The following is a 16,130-nucleotide window of genomic DNA, read 5'->3' on the forward strand; positions in this document are numbered from 1 at the left end:
AGATACTGGGACCATGCACAATCAAGAGCTGCACTATCTGCACGGCTTGGACGAGTTGCTGGCGGACCCCGAATCCCTGACCATGGCGAGGGTAGCGGAATATCTCGCCACAGTTCGCGTGGCAACCGCAAACTGGTTCGGTCGGACCGGCCGCGCCGAACTTTCGGCTTGGATCGACCGTGACGGCACGGGCTGGCGCGTGTGGGACACTGACGAGCGCGCTGGGATCATGGACTTCTCAATACTTCGCACCGAGTCGGAAACAGAGGCGCTCGGCAGCTTTCTCCGCCGGGCGCGCCATCACTTCGATCAAAACAAAATGGCGGTCCGGCGCATCCCGTGACGAGGTCCGCCGGCCGCAGCCGCAGAACGGAATTTCAGATCACGACGGCGGATATCCCGCGTCATTATTGACATGACATAAGTCACATTCTGTAAGCTAATTTCAAAGTCAGGCATACGGCTTCCTTCGCCCTACCCGGGGAGGTCCCCCATGGCCCCGAATTCACTCAAGGCCGAGAATCTCATGGCCCATGGCGTCGCGCTCTCGGCGGCCACCATCGCCAGGCGACGGGCAGCCGCTCAACACGGCAACCATGGCGTGGCCAACAAACCCGACGCCCTCCTCGGAGCAATAGCCGTTCGGCAGTTGTTTCACCGCTGGCCGTTGGTGCCGTCGCGGGAGCTGGAACGCATCCGCCACGTACTGGTCCATTGCGACCAACTCGGATCACCCGACACTCATCACTTATCCGAACCAGCGCAGGCCCTGCTGGATTTGATCAACTGCGAGCTGGAGCGTCGACGTCTGCTGGCGAAACAAGCAACGGGAAAGCCGCCGGCAGGCGACGCAGTGGTGGCAGGCCAGACATCAGTCGCCCCGGACAAGGACGTCGCCTAACGCCGGCTGGCCCATGGCGTTGGCGCCCATGGGAGCCTGAAGATCCCGGAGTTCCGCCAGGACATCTGAACAGTGGGTGCATTGATCCGTGTGCCGCCTTATCTTGGCCTGCGCATTTCCGCTCAACCCGTTGCGGACGTACCTGCCGAAATGCCTCAGATAAGGTGCGCAGGACCGAATGGTGGGCTCGCCCACATGCTTCTGCAGGTACATCTGCCGGAGCCCCTCGCGTGCACGCATGGCCAAGGCGGACAGGGCGTTCGGGGTCAGCCCCAGCAACGGGCCGGCTTGTGCCGGCTTGAGGCCCTCAACGTCCACATACCAGAGCACATCCTGCCAGCGCCGGGGAAGTTCACGGAAGGCCCGCACCAAAATGATGCTCTCGTGGGTCCCCAGCACGTGATCGTCACCGGCAAAGGCCCGGGCGGCCACCGTGCTGGAGTCAGCGAGGACCAACCGGGCGGACAACTGGTTCTTTCGGTGGGCCATCCTGCGTATGGTGGTCAGGAGATAGGGCCGGAACGACTCCACGGGACCCCTGCCCTCGATGATCGCTTGGAAGACGGCGGCAAACGCTTCACCCACTATGTCTGCGGCGTCACTTGGGTTGTCTGATTCCGCGCGGGCCACGAAACCTCCCACCCGCCGGTACCGAATGAACAGCTCGCCAAAGGCGGCAACATCACCTCCCCGCACCATCGCCAGCAGTTGTTGGTCGCTCAGTGGTTCTGTGGCAGCGGGGTCACCGCGGTTTGGGCATGGCATTGTTTGGACTGACATAACGGGCCTTTCAAGAGATGGACACGCCTGGACGGATCTGCAGGGATTGACGTGATGCGGCCGTGTTGAGGGCGCAGTCAAGGAAGGCCCCGCCCAATGCGCTCTGACATGCATCGGGCGGGGCCGCGGGAAAGTTCTTGTGACGTTCCTGCGGGGGCGGTTGTTACGGGATGGCGGCCACGACGTCGATCTCCACCAGGAAGTCACCCAGGAATGAACCAACGGTGGTCCGCGCCGGGTAAGGGGCCACGACGTACTTTTCGTAGACGGCATTGAAGCCGTCAAAGTCGCGACGCGGGTGGTGCAGGTGGATGGTGGCTTTGATCACGTGGGAGAAGTCCAGGCCGTGCGCACCCAGGACGTGCCCCAGGTTCTCCATGGCTTGAACGGTCTGTTCCTCGATGGTGATCCCCACGCGCTCGTCCGTGATGGGATCATGCGGCGTCTGGCCGGCGGTGTACAGGAGCCCGTTGGCCACAATTGCCTGGGAGTAAGGGCCGGCCGGGCTTGGTGCCAGGTCTGTTGCGACGTGGAGACGGGTCATGATGGTGATGCCTTTCGTGGTGCTGAAGGAACCCTGCTGCTTACAAAACCTTGGAGAGGAACGCCCTGGTCCGTTCATGCCGGGGGCTGCCCAACACTTGCTCGGGCGGGCCGCTTTCCACCACCACGCCGCCGTCCATGAACACCACTTGATCGGCTACCTGTCGGGCGAACCCAAGCTCGTGCGTGACCACCACCATGGTCATCCCGGCCTCGGCCAGGGACTTCATGACGTCCAGGACTTCGCCCACCAGTTCGGGGTCAAGAGCGGATGTGGGCTCGTCGAAGAGCATCAGTTTGGGCTTCATGGCCAGCGCCCTGGCAATCGCGATCCGCTGCTGCTGCCCGCCGGAGAGCTCCTGCGGATAGGAGTCTCCGCGGTTGCCCAGGCCAACACGGTCCAACAGGGCCTGCGCTTCCACCACCACCTCACGGCGGGGCCGCCCCAGAACGTGCACCGGCGCTTCGATGATGTTCTCCAGCACGGTCATATGTGGGAAGAGGTTGAACCGCTGGAACACCATGCCCGCGTTGAGCCGTGAGCGGGCGGTTTGGCGTTCCTTCATCTCGTAAAGCTTCCCGTTGCGCTCGGTGTAGCCCACCAGGTGCTCGTCGACGTAGAGCCTGCCGGCATCAACTTTTTCAAGGTGGTTGATGCACCGCAGGAACGTGGTCTTGCCGGAACCGGACGGGCCAATCAGGCAGGTCACGGATCCCTTTTCAACCCTGAGGTCAATCCCTTTCAGGATTTCGATAACACCGAAGTTCTTCCGGACTCCCCGGGCTTCCACCATGGCGGTAGTCATCATGCTGTCCTTGTCTTGGGCTTGCGGGTCCGTCGCGGTGCCGAATCGAAACCGCGGCCGTACCTGCGTTCGAGTTTGTTTTGGAAGAAGCTCAGGACGGTGGTCATGAGCAGGTACCAGACGCTGGCAACAATCAGCAGCGGAATGGTCTGGTAGTTGTTCGCATAGATGATCTGCGCCGAGTAGAGCAGGTCCGAGATCGCCAGGACGCTCACCAGGGACGTGCCCTTCAGCATGGAGATGACCTGGTTGCCGGTGGGCGGCAGCACCACCCTCATGGCCTGCGGGAGGATCACCCGGTTCATGAGCTTCCCGCCGCTCATCCCCAAAGCGCGGGCGGCGTCGTACTGGCCCTTGTCCACGGAACCGATGCCGCCGCGGATGATCTCCGCCATGTAAGCGGCCTCATTCAAGGACAACCCCAGCAGGGCTGCCCCCAACGGGGAAATCAGGACGTTCGCGGAGCCCAGGACCATGGACGGTCCACCGAACGGAAGCCCGAAGGCAATGACCGGGTAGAGGGCCGCTATGTTGTACCAAAAGATCAACTGGACCAGCAGGGGTGTGCCCCGGAAGAACCAGATGTAGCCGCGGCTGATGGTGCTAAGGATGGGGTTGTCGGAGAGCCTCATGATGGCAAGCAACGTCCCCAGGGCTATGCCGACGGTCATGGACACCACAGTCAGCAGGATGGTCAGCCCGGCCCCGGCCAGGATCTGCGGGGCGAACAGGTAGGACACCACCACGTCCCACCGGTACCGTTCGTTCACTGCGACGTCCCACGCGGCGCTGAGCGCCACCAGGATGAGGACCACTGCCAGGACCAAACGGACCGGATGCTTCAGCGGCACCACGGGAATCGAATCACTCGAAGCCGCTGTAACAGGCTCCTTGGTATCAGGAACTGAGGGTTGCTTTTGCATGGTTGTCACCTTTGACTGGGCGAATACTTACTGGGCGAAGTTGACGCGGGCTTCGGTGATGGCGCTGGTCTCCAGCCCGTACTTCCCGAGGACCTTGATGTAGGACTCACTCTTGATCACGGCGTCCAGGGCGGCGGAGACGGATTTCACCAGGCCGGACTCCTTGGGCACGCCCACCCCTACAGGAGCGAACTCGTACGTCCGCGCAATCTCGATCTGCGGGTTTTGGGTGGCAGCGAAGTTCAGGATGGGAGAATCGGCCAGCACCGTGTCCAGGCGTCCGCTGGTCAGCGCGGAGATCGCCTGCCGGGTGTCCTGGAATTCGCTCTTCTGGATTGCGTCCTTCCCGGCGGCAGCACAGGCAGCATCGTAGTCAGGAACGTTCACGGTCAGCTGGTACGAACCAGTGAGCAGCCCTACCTTCTTGCCGCAGAGCGCGGTTTCATCCTTGATGCCTGCCGGGTTGCCCTTGGGTACGGCGATCGCGTTGCCAATCTGCATGTAGTCAACAAAGTCCAGGACTTCCATGCGCTTCTCCGTGGGGGTCATGGAGGACACGGTCATGTCGTAACGGTTGGCCGCCAGGCCGGGAATGATGGAGTCGAAGTTGGCCACCTGGATATCGACTTTGACACCCAGCGCCTCACCGATGAGACGGGCCACGTCCGGGTTGGTTCCGGTCATTTCCTGCGTGCCTTCACGGTAAAACTGCGTCGGCTGCTCGTTGGTGGGTATGGCCACGCGCAGCACCTTGGACGCCTTGATGGACTCCGGCAGGAGGTCGACGGCGGCCTGGTTGACTTCCAGCGCAGGCACGCCCGTGCCTCCTGCTGCGGAACCGCCGGATGGACCCGACGTCGAGGCGTTGCCGGTGGGGCTGCAAGCCGTTACCGCCAGCATGAGCGCTGCCGACAGGACTACGGCAGGCAAGCCACGTTTGGTTGGCCGGGTGGCTGGGACATTGTTCATTAGGGAGTCCTCATTTGTGCAAGGCCCATGGGGGCGGCCTTGTGAATACGGGTGGGTTGGGCGCGGGCGAACGCTTCGTTGCGGTGCCGGATCAAGTCCCGGCCTTCCGTCCGCAGTTCTTCGATGGTTGACACTCCGAGGAGCATCATGGTGCGGGTCATTTCGGAGCGGAACATTTGCAGGACGTGCGCCACGCCGGCTTCGCCGGCTGCGGCCAGTCCGTAAAGGTAGGGTCGTCCAATGGAGCAGGCATCCGCGCCCAGCGCCAGCGCCTTGACCACGTCGGAACCGCGGCGGATTCCGCCGTCGACGATGATTTCCACCTGGCCGGCGGCCCTTTCTACGATGTCCGGAAGGACATCCAGGGGAGCGGCCATGTGATCCAGTTGCCGTCCGCCATGGTTGCTGACCTGGATGGCGTCGATGCCCAGCGCAACGGCCAGCGCGACGTCGTTCGGGTTGACGACACCCTTGAGGATGATCGGTCCGTTCCAGCGGGCCCGCAGATCCTGGATGTCGTCCCAATCCGTGGGCTCATAGGACCCGGCCAGCAGCGTGCGCCACATGTCCGGGGAACTGGCCAGCGGTCCTTCCGGAACGTCGGCATCCAGGTTGGGGAAAGCAATGGCGTCGTTGGCCAGGAATCCCAGGGCCCAGGCGGGGTGCAACATGCCCTCCACCACCGTCTTCGGCTTGATGGACGGGGGTGCCGTGAACCCGTTGCGGTAGTCGCGCTCGCGGTGGCCGATGGCCCGGCAATCAACGTTGACCAGCAGGGCTTCGTAACCGGCGTTGGACACGCGGTCCAGGACGGCTTGCAGCAGTCCCCTGTCCTGGGTGGGTTCCAGGTTGAACCACCGGCGGAGTCCCGGCGCCGCAGCGCTGACATCTTCCATGGTGGTGGTGCTGAGGTGGGCCAGTCCGTAGGGAATTCCTTCAGCGAGCGCAGCCCGGGCCACCGCGGACTCTCCCTCCGGGTGGAACAGCCGGGTACCGCCTGTGGGCGAGAGGGTCACCGGCATGGAAACCGGTCCGCCCAGGAGGGTTGAACTAAGGTCGAAGTTCTCCACCGATCCCCACTTGGGGAGGAAGGACCAGTCTTGGAACGAGGACTGGTTGCGGCGCAGTGAGACCTCGTCCTCGCCTCCACCTTCGATGTACTCGAAGATGCTCTTGGGCAGGCGCCTGGCAGCCAGCTTGCGCATGTCTTCCACGCTGTAGCACTTCCGGGACAGTCGTTCCGCGATGGATCGGGCTGGTCCCTGCACCGAGGCGAGCGCCTTGATGTCCTTGAGTTTCATGGGTTGATCCTCTGCGTTCCTGCTGGGTTAGCCGCCCAGCTCCTTTCCCAATAGTGACGTAGATCTCCCCCGCGCCATATGTGAATTCCTCTATAAGATGCCGATTGGCCTTGTGATAACGTCCACATATGGAGACGGGCCCTCAATCAGGAATCCAGCAATCCGCGGTTCGTTTGTCCGATTGCATCCACTTGATGCAAGCGGACCTGGTACATGCCAACCCCACGCCCGAGAACCTGGGGCACCCTGTCTCGGACGTGCTGATGTACGACCCCCTGGACCACTGGTCCAGCGTGGATGACCGCATCATTCTGGCCGTCGGATGCACCTACGGCTCACCGGATTTCGATCAACTCCTCCACAGGGCAGCAAACAGCAACGCCGCCGCGGTGATCGTGAAAGCGCATGGCGCAAAGATGGAGCAGCTGCGATCGGCAGCGGTGGGATACAGCATGTCCGTGCTGGTGGCGCCGGACGACGCAGACTGGACAAAGCTGGTGGCACTGGCCAGGGCCTCAGTCATGGGTGCAGCGGCCGACTCGGTGGCCGGGGTCCGACTGGGAGACCTCTACGCTTTTGCCAACGCAGCGGCCTCCATCACCAACGGCGCCGCGAGCATCGTGGATCCGCTTGGCCGGATCCTCGGCTATTCCACCTTGCCTGGCCAACCCATCGATGAGCTCCGGCGCATCACCACACTCACCCTCGAGGAAACCACACCACCGGCTTTCGACCAGGATTTCAAGATTGTCTACGCCGCCCCGGGAGCGGTGCTGGTGCCAGCGCCCGACGACGGCATGGCCCGCCTTGCGCTGGCCGTCCGGGCCGGGGGCGAGCTGCTCGGTTCCATCTGGATCATCGATCCCGGCGAGGAAAACCGGGCTGCGGCCCTGAATGCACTGGACCGAATGGCGCCGTTGGCCGGTTTGCACATGCTGCATGCCCGCTCCGCCTCGGACTTCGGGGAGCGCCGCAATGCGGACCTCATCCGTACGGTCATGGACGACGCTCCGCATGCCTCGTTTGCCGCCGCCCAACTGGGCTTGGACGCCGCCAACGGCTTGGCCGTGGCCGCCTTCTCGATCGTCCGCCCGGAGACCGGAAGCCTGGAATCGGTGCGCGACATCCATCGGCTGCTGCACCTGGTGACCACGGTCTGCAACGTGCAGTTCGGCACCGGGCACAGCGCTCTGCTCGGCTCGGTGGTCTACGCGCTCCTGCCCTGCAAGGGGAACCCGCCCCGGGCCGTGCATGGGCGGATCATCCAGGAAATTGAGGCGTACTCACACACCATCAGCCCGTTCCCGGTCATCGCTACCGTAGGGGGCATAGCCCAAGGAATCGAGGACCTTCCCCGGTCCCGGTCCGAGGCCATCCAGACCTTGAACCATCTGATGAACCTGCAGGCGCGCGGCGGAAAGACGGCCGGCGCCGGGAAGGCACCGGGAGTAGCCCTCTATGAGGACTTCCAGATCCCGTTGAACCTGCTGAAGATCGGGGCATTCATTGAGGAGAACGGACTGGGCGGAACAGACGAAATCGCCAGGATCCAGGCCCGGGACGCCGAGCAGCAAACGGACTACTTGGACACCCTCCGCGCCTACCTTGCGAGCAACGGTAATATCTCGGCCATGGCCGCCCAACTCCATGTCCACAACAACACAGTCCGCTACCGCGTGACCCGCCTGGCCGAGGACTTCAACCTTGACCTGGCGGATCCGCAGAAACGGTTGTGGTTGTGGCTGCGCCTGACCACCATGGACCTTGCCTCCACGTAACTCCCGCCGATTTTGACCCCGCGAAGCCTGAAGGCTACCGGATGACCGGAAGTCCCGCCGTCGGGAAGACGCTGGGGAAGATCGACGGCGGTGGCACCGGCACCGTTTCCAGCGGAACCAAGACGGTATCCGCACCGACAGTGACCACCTGCTCCCGCACGTTCACGTGCAACGGTTCGACGCTGTAGTCCGGCCCGGGGATGAGTGTGAGCTCGATGGAACCCTGCGCCAGGTCCACTGCAAGCAGGCGTCCCTGGACCTTGAGGCGGAAGGACAGGCCTTCCCATTCCAAGGGGAGGCGTGGATCGAAGCGCAGCACCTCACCCTGGTCCCGCATGCCGGCGAAACCACAGACCAAGGAGCTCCAGATCCCACCGGTGGAGGCGATGTGGACCCCGTCGATCGTGTTGCCATGCGAGTTGTCGAGGTCGATGAACAGCGCCTCGGTGAAGTGCTGGAGCGCGACGTCGCCGTACCCCACCTCGGCGGCCATGATGCCCTGCACGCAGGCGGACAAGGTGGAATCACCTGTGGTGATGGGATCGTAGAAGTCGAAAGCGCGCTGCTTCTCCTCGGCCGAGAAGTCCTGCCATTGAAGGAACATTGCCAGCACGGTATCGGCCTGTTTGAGGACTTGGTGCCGGTAGATCACCAACGGGTGGAAGTTCAGCAGCAGCGGGTACTTGGACTTGGGTGTGTTCCAGTCCCACGGCTCAAGTGTCATGAAGTCGTTGTCCTGGCTGTGGAGCTGGAGGTGTGGATCGTACGGAAGGAACATCCGCTCGGCTGCCTGACGCCACACCAAACGCTCGGTGCCGGCGATGCCCTCGTGCTCCAACGCCGCGGCGGCACGGAGGTTAAAGCGCGCCATGACGTTGGTGTACAGGTTGTCATTAACCACGGCAGTGTACTCATCCGGGCCGGTGACACCGTGGATGTGGAACATTCCGTCCTTGCCGAAGAAGCCCAGCGAAGCCCACATGCGTGCTGTCTCGATCAGCAGGTCGGCACCCAATTCCGCGCGGAAGGTGGGATCTGCACTGGCCCATTCATAGCGGTTGGCGGCGAATGCAATGGCCGCGGCGATGTGGAACTGGGCCGTACCGGCGGCATAGTAGGCGCTGGCTTCAAGCCCGTTGATGGTCCGCCATGGGAACAGCGCTCCGTCCACGCTGAGCTCCTTGGCCCGCACCCGCGCGTCGGGCAGCATGGCGTGCCGCGATTCCAGGACCTTCCGGGCTCCGCAAGGATTGGTGTACGTCAGGTACGGCAGGAGGTAGATTTCCTGGTCCCAGAAGTAGTGGCCCTCGTAGCCGGAACCGCTCACACCCTTGGCGGGGATTCCGGCAACACCGGCACGCGCGGTTGCCTGCGCCAGCTGGAACAGTCCCCACCGGACCGCCTGCTGCATCTCCGGCTGGCCACCGATCAGGATGTCGGCCGTGGTCCAGTATTCGTCGTAGTGCGCTTTGCTCTGGGCCAGGATGTCGGCGAACGGTACCAGCTTCGCTTCGGCTTCCGCCGCCAGGCTTTCTCCGCGGTCTTCGGCGTCCGTGGAACCTGCCACCAGGTAACTGACCGTTTTCTCCAAACGGAATGTGTCGCCGTGGTGGATTGCCAGAACGTAGCGGACGGATGAGTCGTCCTCGCCCACCAACGTCTCGAATGGCTGGCCTTCCGCGGAGATCCAGTGATCCACGGCCATGGCCACGCGCTGGCGTGATTCGGCGGTTTCCCATGCGAGGCGCAGGGAGCCGTCAGCACCCTGCAAATGCAACGGCAGCAGGACCCGGCCGGCATGCCGGCCCGAACGGCGGGGGTCGTGGGCCGACTGGTCCTCCACAGGCTGGTCCTGACGGTTCACGACGCCGGAAGTGATGTCCGCGGACACGTCCCGGTCAGCAGTCAGGGACAGCTCCAGGCCAAGACATCCGCGGGAATCGAACCCCACCGCCCGGCGCTCCACCGTGGTGACGGTCGCACCCGAACGGCAGGCCCACGTGATGCTCTCTTCGTAGACGCCGGTGGAAAAGTCCACGCTGCGGCTGTAGTCAGTCACCGTGGACTCAGCCAGGCTCAGGGCCTCGCCATCGATGGACACGGTGAAGTTGTTGGCATCCGGAACGTACACAATCCGTTGGCCGGTTCTGGCGAAACCATAAGCATTCTCGGCGTGCTTGATGTCCCAGATCTCGTGGAAGCCATTGATGAACGTGCCGGGCAGTTCGCCGTCGCCCGCTGTTGAGTGCGAGCCGCGGATACCAAGGTGGCCGTTGCCAAGTGCGAACAGCGTTTCCAGCGTTCCCTCGTCACCAGGGACGTGGATATTCTCCACGAGCTTCCAGGGCTCACAGGGGAAGCGCAGCCGATCGGAGCTGATGAGTGCCATGGGCGGTTGAAATCCTTCGAAAAAGTAGGGTCAGAGAAGATCGTTGAGGTCGTCTACCACCAACGTGGCACCGGCGTCGAGCAGGGTTTGGCGGCCCGCCCCGCGGTCCACGCCGATCACGGCGTAAAAGTTGGCGCCTGCGCCGGCCTGCACCCCGGACACCGCATCCTCCACCACGATGCATTCCTCCACGGGGACGCCCAGCAGGCCTGCTCCATAGACATAGGTGGCCGGGTCAGGCTTGCCGGGAAGCCCGACGCCGGCAGCCACCTGGCCGTCCACCACCACCTCGAAGTGGTGGTCCAGGCCGGCGGCCTTCAGGACGGCAGGGGCGTTGCGTGAGGAGGACACGACAGCTACCTTGAGACCCAGTTCCACCGCGGCATTGATGAACTTGACCGAGCCTTCAAACGGCTCCACGCCGCGGGAGTTCACGATCTCGTTGAAGATGGCATTCTTGCGGTTGCCCAGGCCCTGCACCGTGACGTTGTCCGGGTGGTCGTGGACCGGGCCTTCGGGCAAAGTGATGCCGCGGGATGCCAGGAAATCCCGGACACCGTCGAAGCGCGGCTTACCGTCAATGTGGTCGAAGTAGTCGCTCTCCTGATACCCCTGCGGGTGTCCCGTTTCGGCCAGGTAACCGTCGAACAGCTCCTGCCACGCCTGCTCGTGCACCACGGCAGTAGGCGTCAGCACGCCGTCGAGGTCGAACAACAGGGCCGAAGCACCCGTCCAGGCATTACGAAGATCAGTCATGTGCAGTATTCCGTTCAGCGCTTGCGGCGCGTGGTTTTGCGTTCGATGAGCTTGGTATCGAGCAGGTGGTGGGCGGGGTTTCAGTATTCACTGGCACGTTCCCGGGCAGATAAACCGCGTTTCCGGAAACGCCGTCAACGCACCGAACGCGGATTCATCGCCATGGGATAAAGCCGCCGTGGGCCTCGCGCCACGGGCAATGGGTTCCGGCAGTGCCCGCTCAGTCACAACGGGGTGTTGATAGCTTGAGAGAACGGCCAAGGCCCCATGGCCCAGCCCCAGCAGGTGTTGGGGTGCCTGCCGGGCTGCGTGTTCGTCATCGATACCTTCATTGTCCCACGGAACATTTACCATGCCCACGCTGCCTGTAGCCAGCCCGGATGCCTCCAGGGCGAAGAACCAGGCTGAGGCGGTCGAGGCCCTGCAATGCACCACAGCCTCAACCCTTTCCCTGTTCGCCTGGCACCTTCACGAGACCCGAACCGGATCACCAGCCAAAAGTGTAAGCGCTTACAATTTTGTCATTCAATAGGGTGCAGTCGAATGCGAAATTGTGACGAGAATCGCACCACGAGGTTGATTCCGGAGCCCGGATGCCTTCTAATCCGGGCTCCCACCCAGAGCTTTACCCCAGCACGTAGAACTTCAAGAAGGCGCTGACATCCACCAGCTCGGGCGGCTCGATCCTGTGGCCCATGCCCGGATAGGTCCGTGCGGTCAGGGCCACGTTGGCTTCCAGCCACTCGGCAGTGTGGGCAATCGCGTCCTCATTGATCACGGGATCGGCCTTGTCCCGGCCCCAGAAGAACGGTGGCGGGGTGTCGAAGGACTCGCTCAGGGCAAGGAGGTCGTTGTCCAGCACAAAACCGGACAGGCCCACCGTGGCCTTGAAGGCGTGGGGCCGCAAGCGCAGGAGCGTGCTGGCCATGGCCATGCCCTGCGAATACCCCAGCAAGCTGACGCTGCTGTGGTTGTCCTTGACGGAGTTGATCCAGTTGAACACCGAGTTGGTGGACGCGATGACATCAGCAAAGTCGTTGGTCAGGAAGTAGTCCAGCAGGAACCAACCGTAATGGTCGCCGATCACTTTGGGACCGCGAAGCGCAGCGCACGTGAACTCGCCGGGCAGATGCGGGAAGAGGTCCACCATGCGCTGTTCGCTGGTTCCATACCCGTGCATCATCACCAGCAGCGGAGTGCCCTCGCGCTGGTTTTCGGGCTTTGACCACACCACTGATTCCATGGGCATGAGCCTAGTAGACTGGCGCCATGACTCCGCAGGAACTGGCCAATCTGGCCCATCTGCGGCGCGCCCGCGACTTCATTGACCGCGAGTATGCGCGTCCATTGGACGTGCCCACCATGGCCGCCGGCGCCCTCATGTCCCCCGCGCATTTCTCCCGCCAGTTCAAGGCCGCTTACGGGGAATCGCCCTACAACTACCTCATGACCCGGCGGATCGAGCGGGCCATGGCCCTGCTCCGGGCGGGGACCAGCGTCACGGACGCCTGCATGGAAGTGGGCTGTACGTCGCTGGGATCCTTCAGCACGCGTTTCACGGAAATCGTAGGTATCAACCCCAGCGAATACCGCTCCCGCGAACACCACGCCGTCAAGGCCATGCCCAACTGCATCGCGAAACAACACACCCGCCCTGAAAGAACCAGCAAAGGCAGGACTCCCGCTCCTGAAACACTGAGCAGGATTGAAGAAGCGCCCACGTCACAGCTGCAATAGCGTGTGGTTCATGAACATTTCATTGAAGTACGCACATGTCACTGTCAACGACGTGGATGAGTCGCTCGCCTTCTACCGCGACGCCCTGGGTTTCGACGTCCGGAACGACGTCGGCTCGGACGGCCAGCGTTGGGTCACCATCGGCAGCGATGCCCAGCCGGATCTTGAATTGGTCCTTTCCCCGCCGCACGCCGGCCGCTCCCAGGCCGACGGCGACGCCATCCAGGAACTGCTGACCAAGGGCGTCATGCCCATGCTGGTATTCACCACAGATGATCTGGACGGCACGTTCGAGAAACTCCGCGCGTCCGGAGCCGAGGTACTCCAGGAACCGATCGACCAACCATGGGGTCCGCGCGACTGCGCCTTCCGCGATCCCTCCGGCAACATGATTCGCATCAATCAGGGCTGACGGCGGCCCACCGGCAGGCCGCTGCTGTCCAGCTCGGTTGCCACAGGCCCAGCGGGCCGGTTGTCACAGGCCCAGCGGGCCGGTTGTCACAGACTCAGCAGTCCGGCGTCGGACCTTTCGTCATCCTGATGGGTCGACGCGATGGCGGCGGACACGACGTCGGACAACCGGCGCCGCTGGCTGTACGCCTGGCGTTGCAGCCGTTCGCCGGTGCCCCGGCGGAGGATGTTGGCCACACCTGCCCGTGCGAGCGCGAGATCGCCGGCCCTTGTTAAAGCCACTCGAACGTGCCGGAGCAGGGCGCCCACAACGTCCGCGGCGGGGTAGGGCCGCTGCTCCAGCGGGTGCAACAACTGCTGGTTGATGCCAAAGCGGCTGGCCTTCCAGTTCGCCATGCGGATGACCGGCGTCAACGTGCTTGACGCCGGCTTACCCTGCCGCCACCCAGCCGCAGATGTCTCCACCAGGGCACGGGCAATGACGGCAATGGTGAGGGCGTCTTCGGCGTACAGGCAAACGTCGGCGATCCGCAGTTCAACGGTGGGGTGCCCCCTGGAGAGGCGGGCATCGAAGTAGATCATTCCCTCATCCAACGGAACGCCCGTCCCCAACAGCTCGGAGAGCATCGCCTGGTAGCCCTCCGTTGAACCGAAAACGTCCATGGGGCCGGCCGTGGGCCACCTGTTCCAGATCTGCGTGCGGTAGCTGGCAAAGCCTGTGTCGGCTCCCATCCAGAAAGGAGAATTGGCGCTCAAGGCCAGCAGGACCGGCAGCCAGTGCCGCATCCGGTCAAGGACTGCGACCCCTTCTTCCGGTGATTCGATGGACACGTGGACATGGAAACCGCAGGTGAGCTGCTCACGGGAAATCAAGCCGAACTCCGTCCCCATCGCCGCGTACCGCTGGTTGCCCAGAGTTGGTGTGGCGTGGAAGACCGGCGGGGTTGCCAACGCCGCGACGCGCGCACCCACGGCTCGTGCGGCTTTGTCAGACAACGCCCGACCGGCACGGATCTCGGCCCTGAGTTCGGCCGCAGTCCGGCAAGGACGCGAGTTGACCTCCACCTGCTCCTGCTTGAACTCGGACTTCAACGTCGCGCTCCCGGCACCGGCTTCCTCGGCGCCGGCCTTCCCGCCGGTTGTTTCTACGGTTCTTCCTCCGTAGAGGGGAGCCGCAACGTCCAGGATGTCTGCGGCCAACGCCAATGGCGTGCCGTCCGCGGGATCCGCGATCAACAGTTCCTCTTCAACACCAAACGTGCGCATAGCCACCCTCCCGCTGTTGGTTGTTCAGAGACGGCGGTCACCCAACGTGGCGTGGAACCTCCATTTGGAAACCGCAACGGCAATGCAGCACCTGCGTCTGCAAGTACACCTCCAGGAGGCTGGGGCTTTCCGGATCATCCGTGGTCCGGGGCGCCTCAATCACCCGCTCGGTGGGACGTCCCAAGGTCATGGGATCGCCGCAATGGGTGCAACTGAACCAGAGTCCCGCTGCGGAAGTGGAGAGGAATTCCCGTTGGATCTCAGGCACCAAGGCCTCCAGCCGGACAGCGTGGGCGTAGAACGTATCGCACTCACTGCAGGTGTAGCTGACTTCTACTACCTCGGACTGATTCGGCTGGGCTTCAACCACGGTTTCAACAAAAATGTACGAATCAGTGCCGCATACTGTGCACCAGGGCCGCGCTCCGGTCTCACCGGTTGCGGGATCCGTCCCTCTGGCAGGCTTCGGGACGGGCAGGGATCCAAGCGTCATTGCCATTCTCCTTTTACTTCTCCAAGGAGCCGCATGCATGCACGGAGAGCCGGCCGAAAGCGGCCACGGCTAAGAGTGCAGTTCTTGGACCATCCGTGATGGCACCAGGTGACATGAGGTTCCAAGGGCTATCTGCTTAACCCACCTAAAATGTAGTTCACCAGTGGTGCGCGTCACAAGTCACGGCCTTGCGGCCGGGAGTCCGCCTGCCTGGCTCAGGGCTCGAAATGGGCCACGGGAGCCTGCTTGGACACACTCTGGACCAGTGACTCTGCGACCTCCCGCAGCTTCTGGTTCCGGGTGCTGGAGGCCTTCTTCAGAATCTGGAATGCCTCTTCCTGGGTGCAGCGGTTCTGCCCCATGATGATCCCGCTGGCGAGGTCAATGACGGTCCGGGATTGCATGGCATCCTGGAGATCGTCAGCGTGCTGCTGCTTTACTCCTATGCGCACGGCCAACCGCAGCGAGCGTTCGGCCTGGCTTGCGTACAGCTCACAGTTTCGGATGGTGGCTTCGTCGTAGACTCCGGCATGGGGAGCGAAGAAGTTCAGTGCAGCAGTGGCTCCTTCGTCCAGCTCCAGAGGGACGCAGAGGGCTGAAAGATGGCCTCGCGCGGCGATGACAGCACAGTATTCCGACCACCGCACTTCGGTGGAAGTGTCCGGAACGTGCACGGTGGTACGGCTTCGCATCGCCTCCAGACACGGCCCATCGCCGTACGCCTGCTGAATTTCGTCGATCAACCTGGCTTCGGGGGTACTCCCGGCCACCGTTGCCGTACGGCGTCGCCGGCTAAGGGTGATGCCGCAGTGCACAGGCATGCCAACGGCCTGGGACACAGCCGCTGCCGAAAAGACCGCTAGTTCTTCCAGGAATCCGCCCACGTCCTCGCTGTCGATGACAAGGTCCTGGAGACGGTCAGGTACCGAATCGTCGTCAGACGCTGAGGCGGCATCAGGCAGCACCAAGTCAACGTTCATTTCGCTCATGCCTTAGTTTACGATCGTCCGGGCCGGGCTTGTCACCCCCGTCAGGAATGGTGGCAGAATCCTTGCATCTACGGTGCAGCTATGTGCA

The 16,130-nt window shown here is 63.1% G+C and carries 18 protein-coding genes; 5 read left to right on the top strand and 13 right to left on the bottom strand.

Annotated features, from left to right (window positions below):
* Nucleotides 1-13 precede the first annotated feature (13 nt).
* Both WBN73_RS15105 and WBN73_RS15110 read left to right on the top strand, forming a co-directional pair.
* Nucleotides 14-343 carry a hypothetical protein gene (locus WBN73_RS15105; RefSeq protein ID WP_207595940.1) on the top strand — a complete coding sequence of 110 codons (330 nt, stop codon included), beginning with the start codon at nt 14-16 and terminating at the stop codon, nt 341-343.
* Between the two features lie 150 nt (nt 344-493).
* Entirely contained in the window at nt 494-901 is a 408-nt protein-coding gene (locus WBN73_RS15110) for a hypothetical protein (RefSeq protein WP_242703486.1), read from the top strand.
* On the opposite strand, the gene WBN73_RS15115 is transcribed toward WBN73_RS15110, so the two are convergent.
* The 6 genes from WBN73_RS15115 to WBN73_RS15140 form a co-directional block, all read right to left on the bottom strand.
* Nucleotides 872-1,681 carry an RNA polymerase sigma factor gene (locus WBN73_RS15115; RefSeq protein ID WP_337340738.1) on the bottom strand — a complete coding sequence of 270 codons (810 nt, stop codon included), beginning with the start codon at nt 1,679-1,681 and terminating at the stop codon, nt 872-874. The genes WBN73_RS15110 and WBN73_RS15115 overlap by 30 nt on opposite strands.
* 163 nt (nt 1,682-1,844) lie before the next feature.
* Complete coding sequence (locus WBN73_RS15120) at nt 1,845-2,225, bottom strand: RidA family protein (RefSeq protein ID WP_337340737.1); 381 nt, start codon at nt 2,223-2,225, stop codon at nt 1,845-1,847.
* A 40-nt stretch (nt 2,226-2,265) separates the two neighbouring features.
* Nucleotides 2,266-3,030, bottom strand: a complete 765-nt coding sequence (locus WBN73_RS15125) for an amino acid ABC transporter ATP-binding protein (protein ID WP_280626083.1) — start codon at nt 3,028-3,030, stop codon at nt 2,266-2,268.
* The gene (locus WBN73_RS15130) at nt 3,030-3,953 is read right to left on the bottom strand and encodes an amino acid ABC transporter permease (RefSeq protein WP_242703485.1); all 924 of its coding nucleotides are present in this window, start codon (nt 3,951-3,953) and stop codon (nt 3,030-3,032) included. Before WBN73_RS15130 ends, WBN73_RS15125 begins: the two co-directional genes overlap by 1 nt.
* Nucleotides 3,954-3,980: 27 nt before the next feature.
* The gene (locus tag WBN73_RS15135) at nt 3,981-4,922 is read right to left on the bottom strand and encodes an ABC transporter substrate-binding protein (RefSeq protein WP_207595936.1); all 942 of its coding nucleotides are present in this window, start codon (nt 4,920-4,922) and stop codon (nt 3,981-3,983) included.
* Entirely contained in the window at nt 4,922-6,223 is a 1,302-nt protein-coding gene (locus WBN73_RS15140) for an alpha-hydroxy acid oxidase (RefSeq protein ID WP_337340736.1), read from the bottom strand. Before WBN73_RS15140 ends, WBN73_RS15135 begins: the two co-directional genes overlap by 1 nt.
* Before the next feature lie 194 nt (nt 6,224-6,417).
* Between WBN73_RS15140 and WBN73_RS15145 the strand changes: the two genes are divergently transcribed.
* Nucleotides 6,418-8,001 carry a PucR family transcriptional regulator gene (locus WBN73_RS15145; protein WP_337340735.1) on the top strand — a complete coding sequence of 528 codons (1,584 nt, stop codon included), beginning with the start codon at nt 6,418-6,420 and terminating at the stop codon, nt 7,999-8,001.
* Between the two features lie 34 nt (nt 8,002-8,035).
* Here WBN73_RS15145 and WBN73_RS15150 read toward each other — a convergent pair whose 3' ends face one another.
* The 4 genes from WBN73_RS15150 to WBN73_RS15165 all read right to left on the bottom strand — a co-directional run bounded on the left by WBN73_RS15150 (nt 8,036) and on the right by WBN73_RS15165 (nt 12,389).
* On the bottom strand, nt 8,036-10,390 hold the full coding sequence (locus WBN73_RS15150) for a glycoside hydrolase family 65 protein (protein ID WP_337340734.1): 2,355 nt from the start codon (nt 10,388-10,390) through the stop codon (nt 8,036-8,038).
* Nucleotides 10,391-10,420: 30 nt separating this feature from the next.
* Nucleotides 10,421-11,146, bottom strand: coding sequence for an HAD family hydrolase (locus WBN73_RS15155; RefSeq protein WP_207595930.1), 726 nt, complete (start codon nt 11,144-11,146; stop codon nt 10,421-10,423).
* A gap of 87 nt (nt 11,147-11,233) precedes the next feature.
* A complete protein-coding gene (locus WBN73_RS15160) occupies nt 11,234-11,581 on the bottom strand; it encodes a hypothetical protein (protein WP_337340733.1) in 348 nt (115 codons plus the stop codon).
* A gap of 190 nt (nt 11,582-11,771) precedes the next feature.
* A complete protein-coding gene (locus WBN73_RS15165; protein WP_207597425.1) occupies nt 11,772-12,389 on the bottom strand; it encodes an alpha/beta hydrolase in 618 nt (205 codons plus the stop codon).
* A 26-nt stretch (nt 12,390-12,415) separates the two neighbouring features.
* On the opposite strand from WBN73_RS15165, the gene WBN73_RS15170 reads away from it, so the two are divergent.
* Together WBN73_RS15170 and WBN73_RS15175 are read left to right on the top strand one after the other, a co-directional pair.
* Nucleotides 12,416-12,883, top strand: a complete 468-nt coding sequence (locus tag WBN73_RS15170) for a helix-turn-helix transcriptional regulator (protein WP_337340732.1) — start codon at nt 12,416-12,418, stop codon at nt 12,881-12,883.
* 10 nt (nt 12,884-12,893) lie between these two features.
* Complete coding sequence (locus WBN73_RS15175) at nt 12,894-13,295, top strand: VOC family protein (protein ID WP_207595927.1); 402 nt, start codon at nt 12,894-12,896, stop codon at nt 13,293-13,295.
* 86 nt (nt 13,296-13,381) lie between these two features.
* On the opposite strand, the gene WBN73_RS15180 is transcribed toward WBN73_RS15175, so the two are convergent.
* The 3 genes from WBN73_RS15180 to WBN73_RS15190 all read right to left on the bottom strand — a co-directional run bounded on the left by WBN73_RS15180 (nt 13,382) and on the right by WBN73_RS15190 (nt 16,042).
* Nucleotides 13,382-14,560: a glutamate--cysteine ligase 2 gene (locus WBN73_RS15180; RefSeq protein ID WP_337340731.1), complete on the bottom strand. Its 1,179-nt coding sequence runs from the start codon at nt 14,558-14,560 to the stop codon at nt 13,382-13,384.
* Nucleotides 14,561-14,597: 37 nt separating this feature from the next.
* The gene (locus WBN73_RS15185; protein ID WP_207595925.1) at nt 14,598-15,053 is read right to left on the bottom strand and encodes a hypothetical protein; all 456 of its coding nucleotides are present in this window, start codon (nt 15,051-15,053) and stop codon (nt 14,598-14,600) included.
* A gap of 215 nt (nt 15,054-15,268) precedes the next feature.
* Nucleotides 15,269-16,042 carry a GAF and ANTAR domain-containing protein gene (locus WBN73_RS15190; RefSeq protein ID WP_207595924.1) on the bottom strand — a complete coding sequence of 258 codons (774 nt, stop codon included), beginning with the start codon at nt 16,040-16,042 and terminating at the stop codon, nt 15,269-15,271.
* Between the last annotated feature and the right edge of the window lie 88 nt (nt 16,043-16,130).

This window comes from Paenarthrobacter sp. CCNWLY172 (assembly GCF_037402035.1).
In the GTDB taxonomy this organism is placed as follows: domain Bacteria; phylum Actinomycetota; class Actinomycetes; order Actinomycetales; family Micrococcaceae; genus Arthrobacter.

Bases quoted from the DNA above. Each gene is read 5' to 3' on its own strand.
- WBN73_RS15175 (WP_207595927.1), top strand. From the start codon at position 12,894: ATGAACATTTCATTGAAGTACGCACATGTCACTGTCAACGACGTGGAT.
- WBN73_RS15155 (WP_207595930.1), bottom strand. From the start codon at position 11,146: ATGACTGATCTTCGTAATGCCTGGACGGGTGCTTCGGCCCTGTTGTTC.
- WBN73_RS15105 (WP_207595940.1), top strand. From the start codon at position 14: ATGCACAATCAAGAGCTGCACTATCTGCACGGCTTGGACGAGTTGCTG.
- WBN73_RS15170 (WP_337340732.1), top strand. From the start codon at position 12,416: ATGACTCCGCAGGAACTGGCCAATCTGGCCCATCTGCGGCGCGCCCGC.
- WBN73_RS15180 (WP_337340731.1), bottom strand. From the start codon at position 14,560: ATGCGCACGTTTGGTGTTGAAGAGGAACTGTTGATCGCGGATCCCGCG.
- WBN73_RS15150 (WP_337340734.1), bottom strand. From the start codon at position 10,390: ATGGCACTCATCAGCTCCGATCGGCTGCGCTTCCCCTGTGAGCCCTGG.
- WBN73_RS15120 (WP_337340737.1), bottom strand. From the start codon at position 2,225: ATGACCCGTCTCCACGTCGCAACAGACCTGGCACCAAGCCCGGCCGGC.
- WBN73_RS15125 (WP_280626083.1), bottom strand. From the start codon at position 3,030: ATGACTACCGCCATGGTGGAAGCCCGGGGAGTCCGGAAGAACTTCGGT.
- WBN73_RS15115 (WP_337340738.1), bottom strand. From the start codon at position 1,681: ATGTCAGTCCAAACAATGCCATGCCCAAACCGCGGTGACCCCGCTGCC.
- WBN73_RS15135 (WP_207595936.1), bottom strand. From the start codon at position 4,922: ATGAACAATGTCCCAGCCACCCGGCCAACCAAACGTGGCTTGCCTGCC.
- WBN73_RS15145 (WP_337340735.1), top strand. From the start codon at position 6,418: ATGCAAGCGGACCTGGTACATGCCAACCCCACGCCCGAGAACCTGGGG.
- WBN73_RS15140 (WP_337340736.1), bottom strand. From the start codon at position 6,223: ATGAAACTCAAGGACATCAAGGCGCTCGCCTCGGTGCAGGGACCAGCC.
- WBN73_RS15190 (WP_207595924.1), bottom strand. From the start codon at position 16,042: ATGAGCGAAATGAACGTTGACTTGGTGCTGCCTGATGCCGCCTCAGCG.
- WBN73_RS15130 (WP_242703485.1), bottom strand. From the start codon at position 3,953: ATGCAAAAGCAACCCTCAGTTCCTGATACCAAGGAGCCTGTTACAGCG.
- WBN73_RS15110 (WP_242703486.1), top strand. From the start codon at position 494: ATGGCCCCGAATTCACTCAAGGCCGAGAATCTCATGGCCCATGGCGTC.
- WBN73_RS15165 (WP_207597425.1), bottom strand. From the start codon at position 12,389: ATGGAATCAGTGGTGTGGTCAAAGCCCGAAAACCAGCGCGAGGGCACT.
- WBN73_RS15185 (WP_207595925.1), bottom strand. From the start codon at position 15,053: ATGACGCTTGGATCCCTGCCCGTCCCGAAGCCTGCCAGAGGGACGGAT.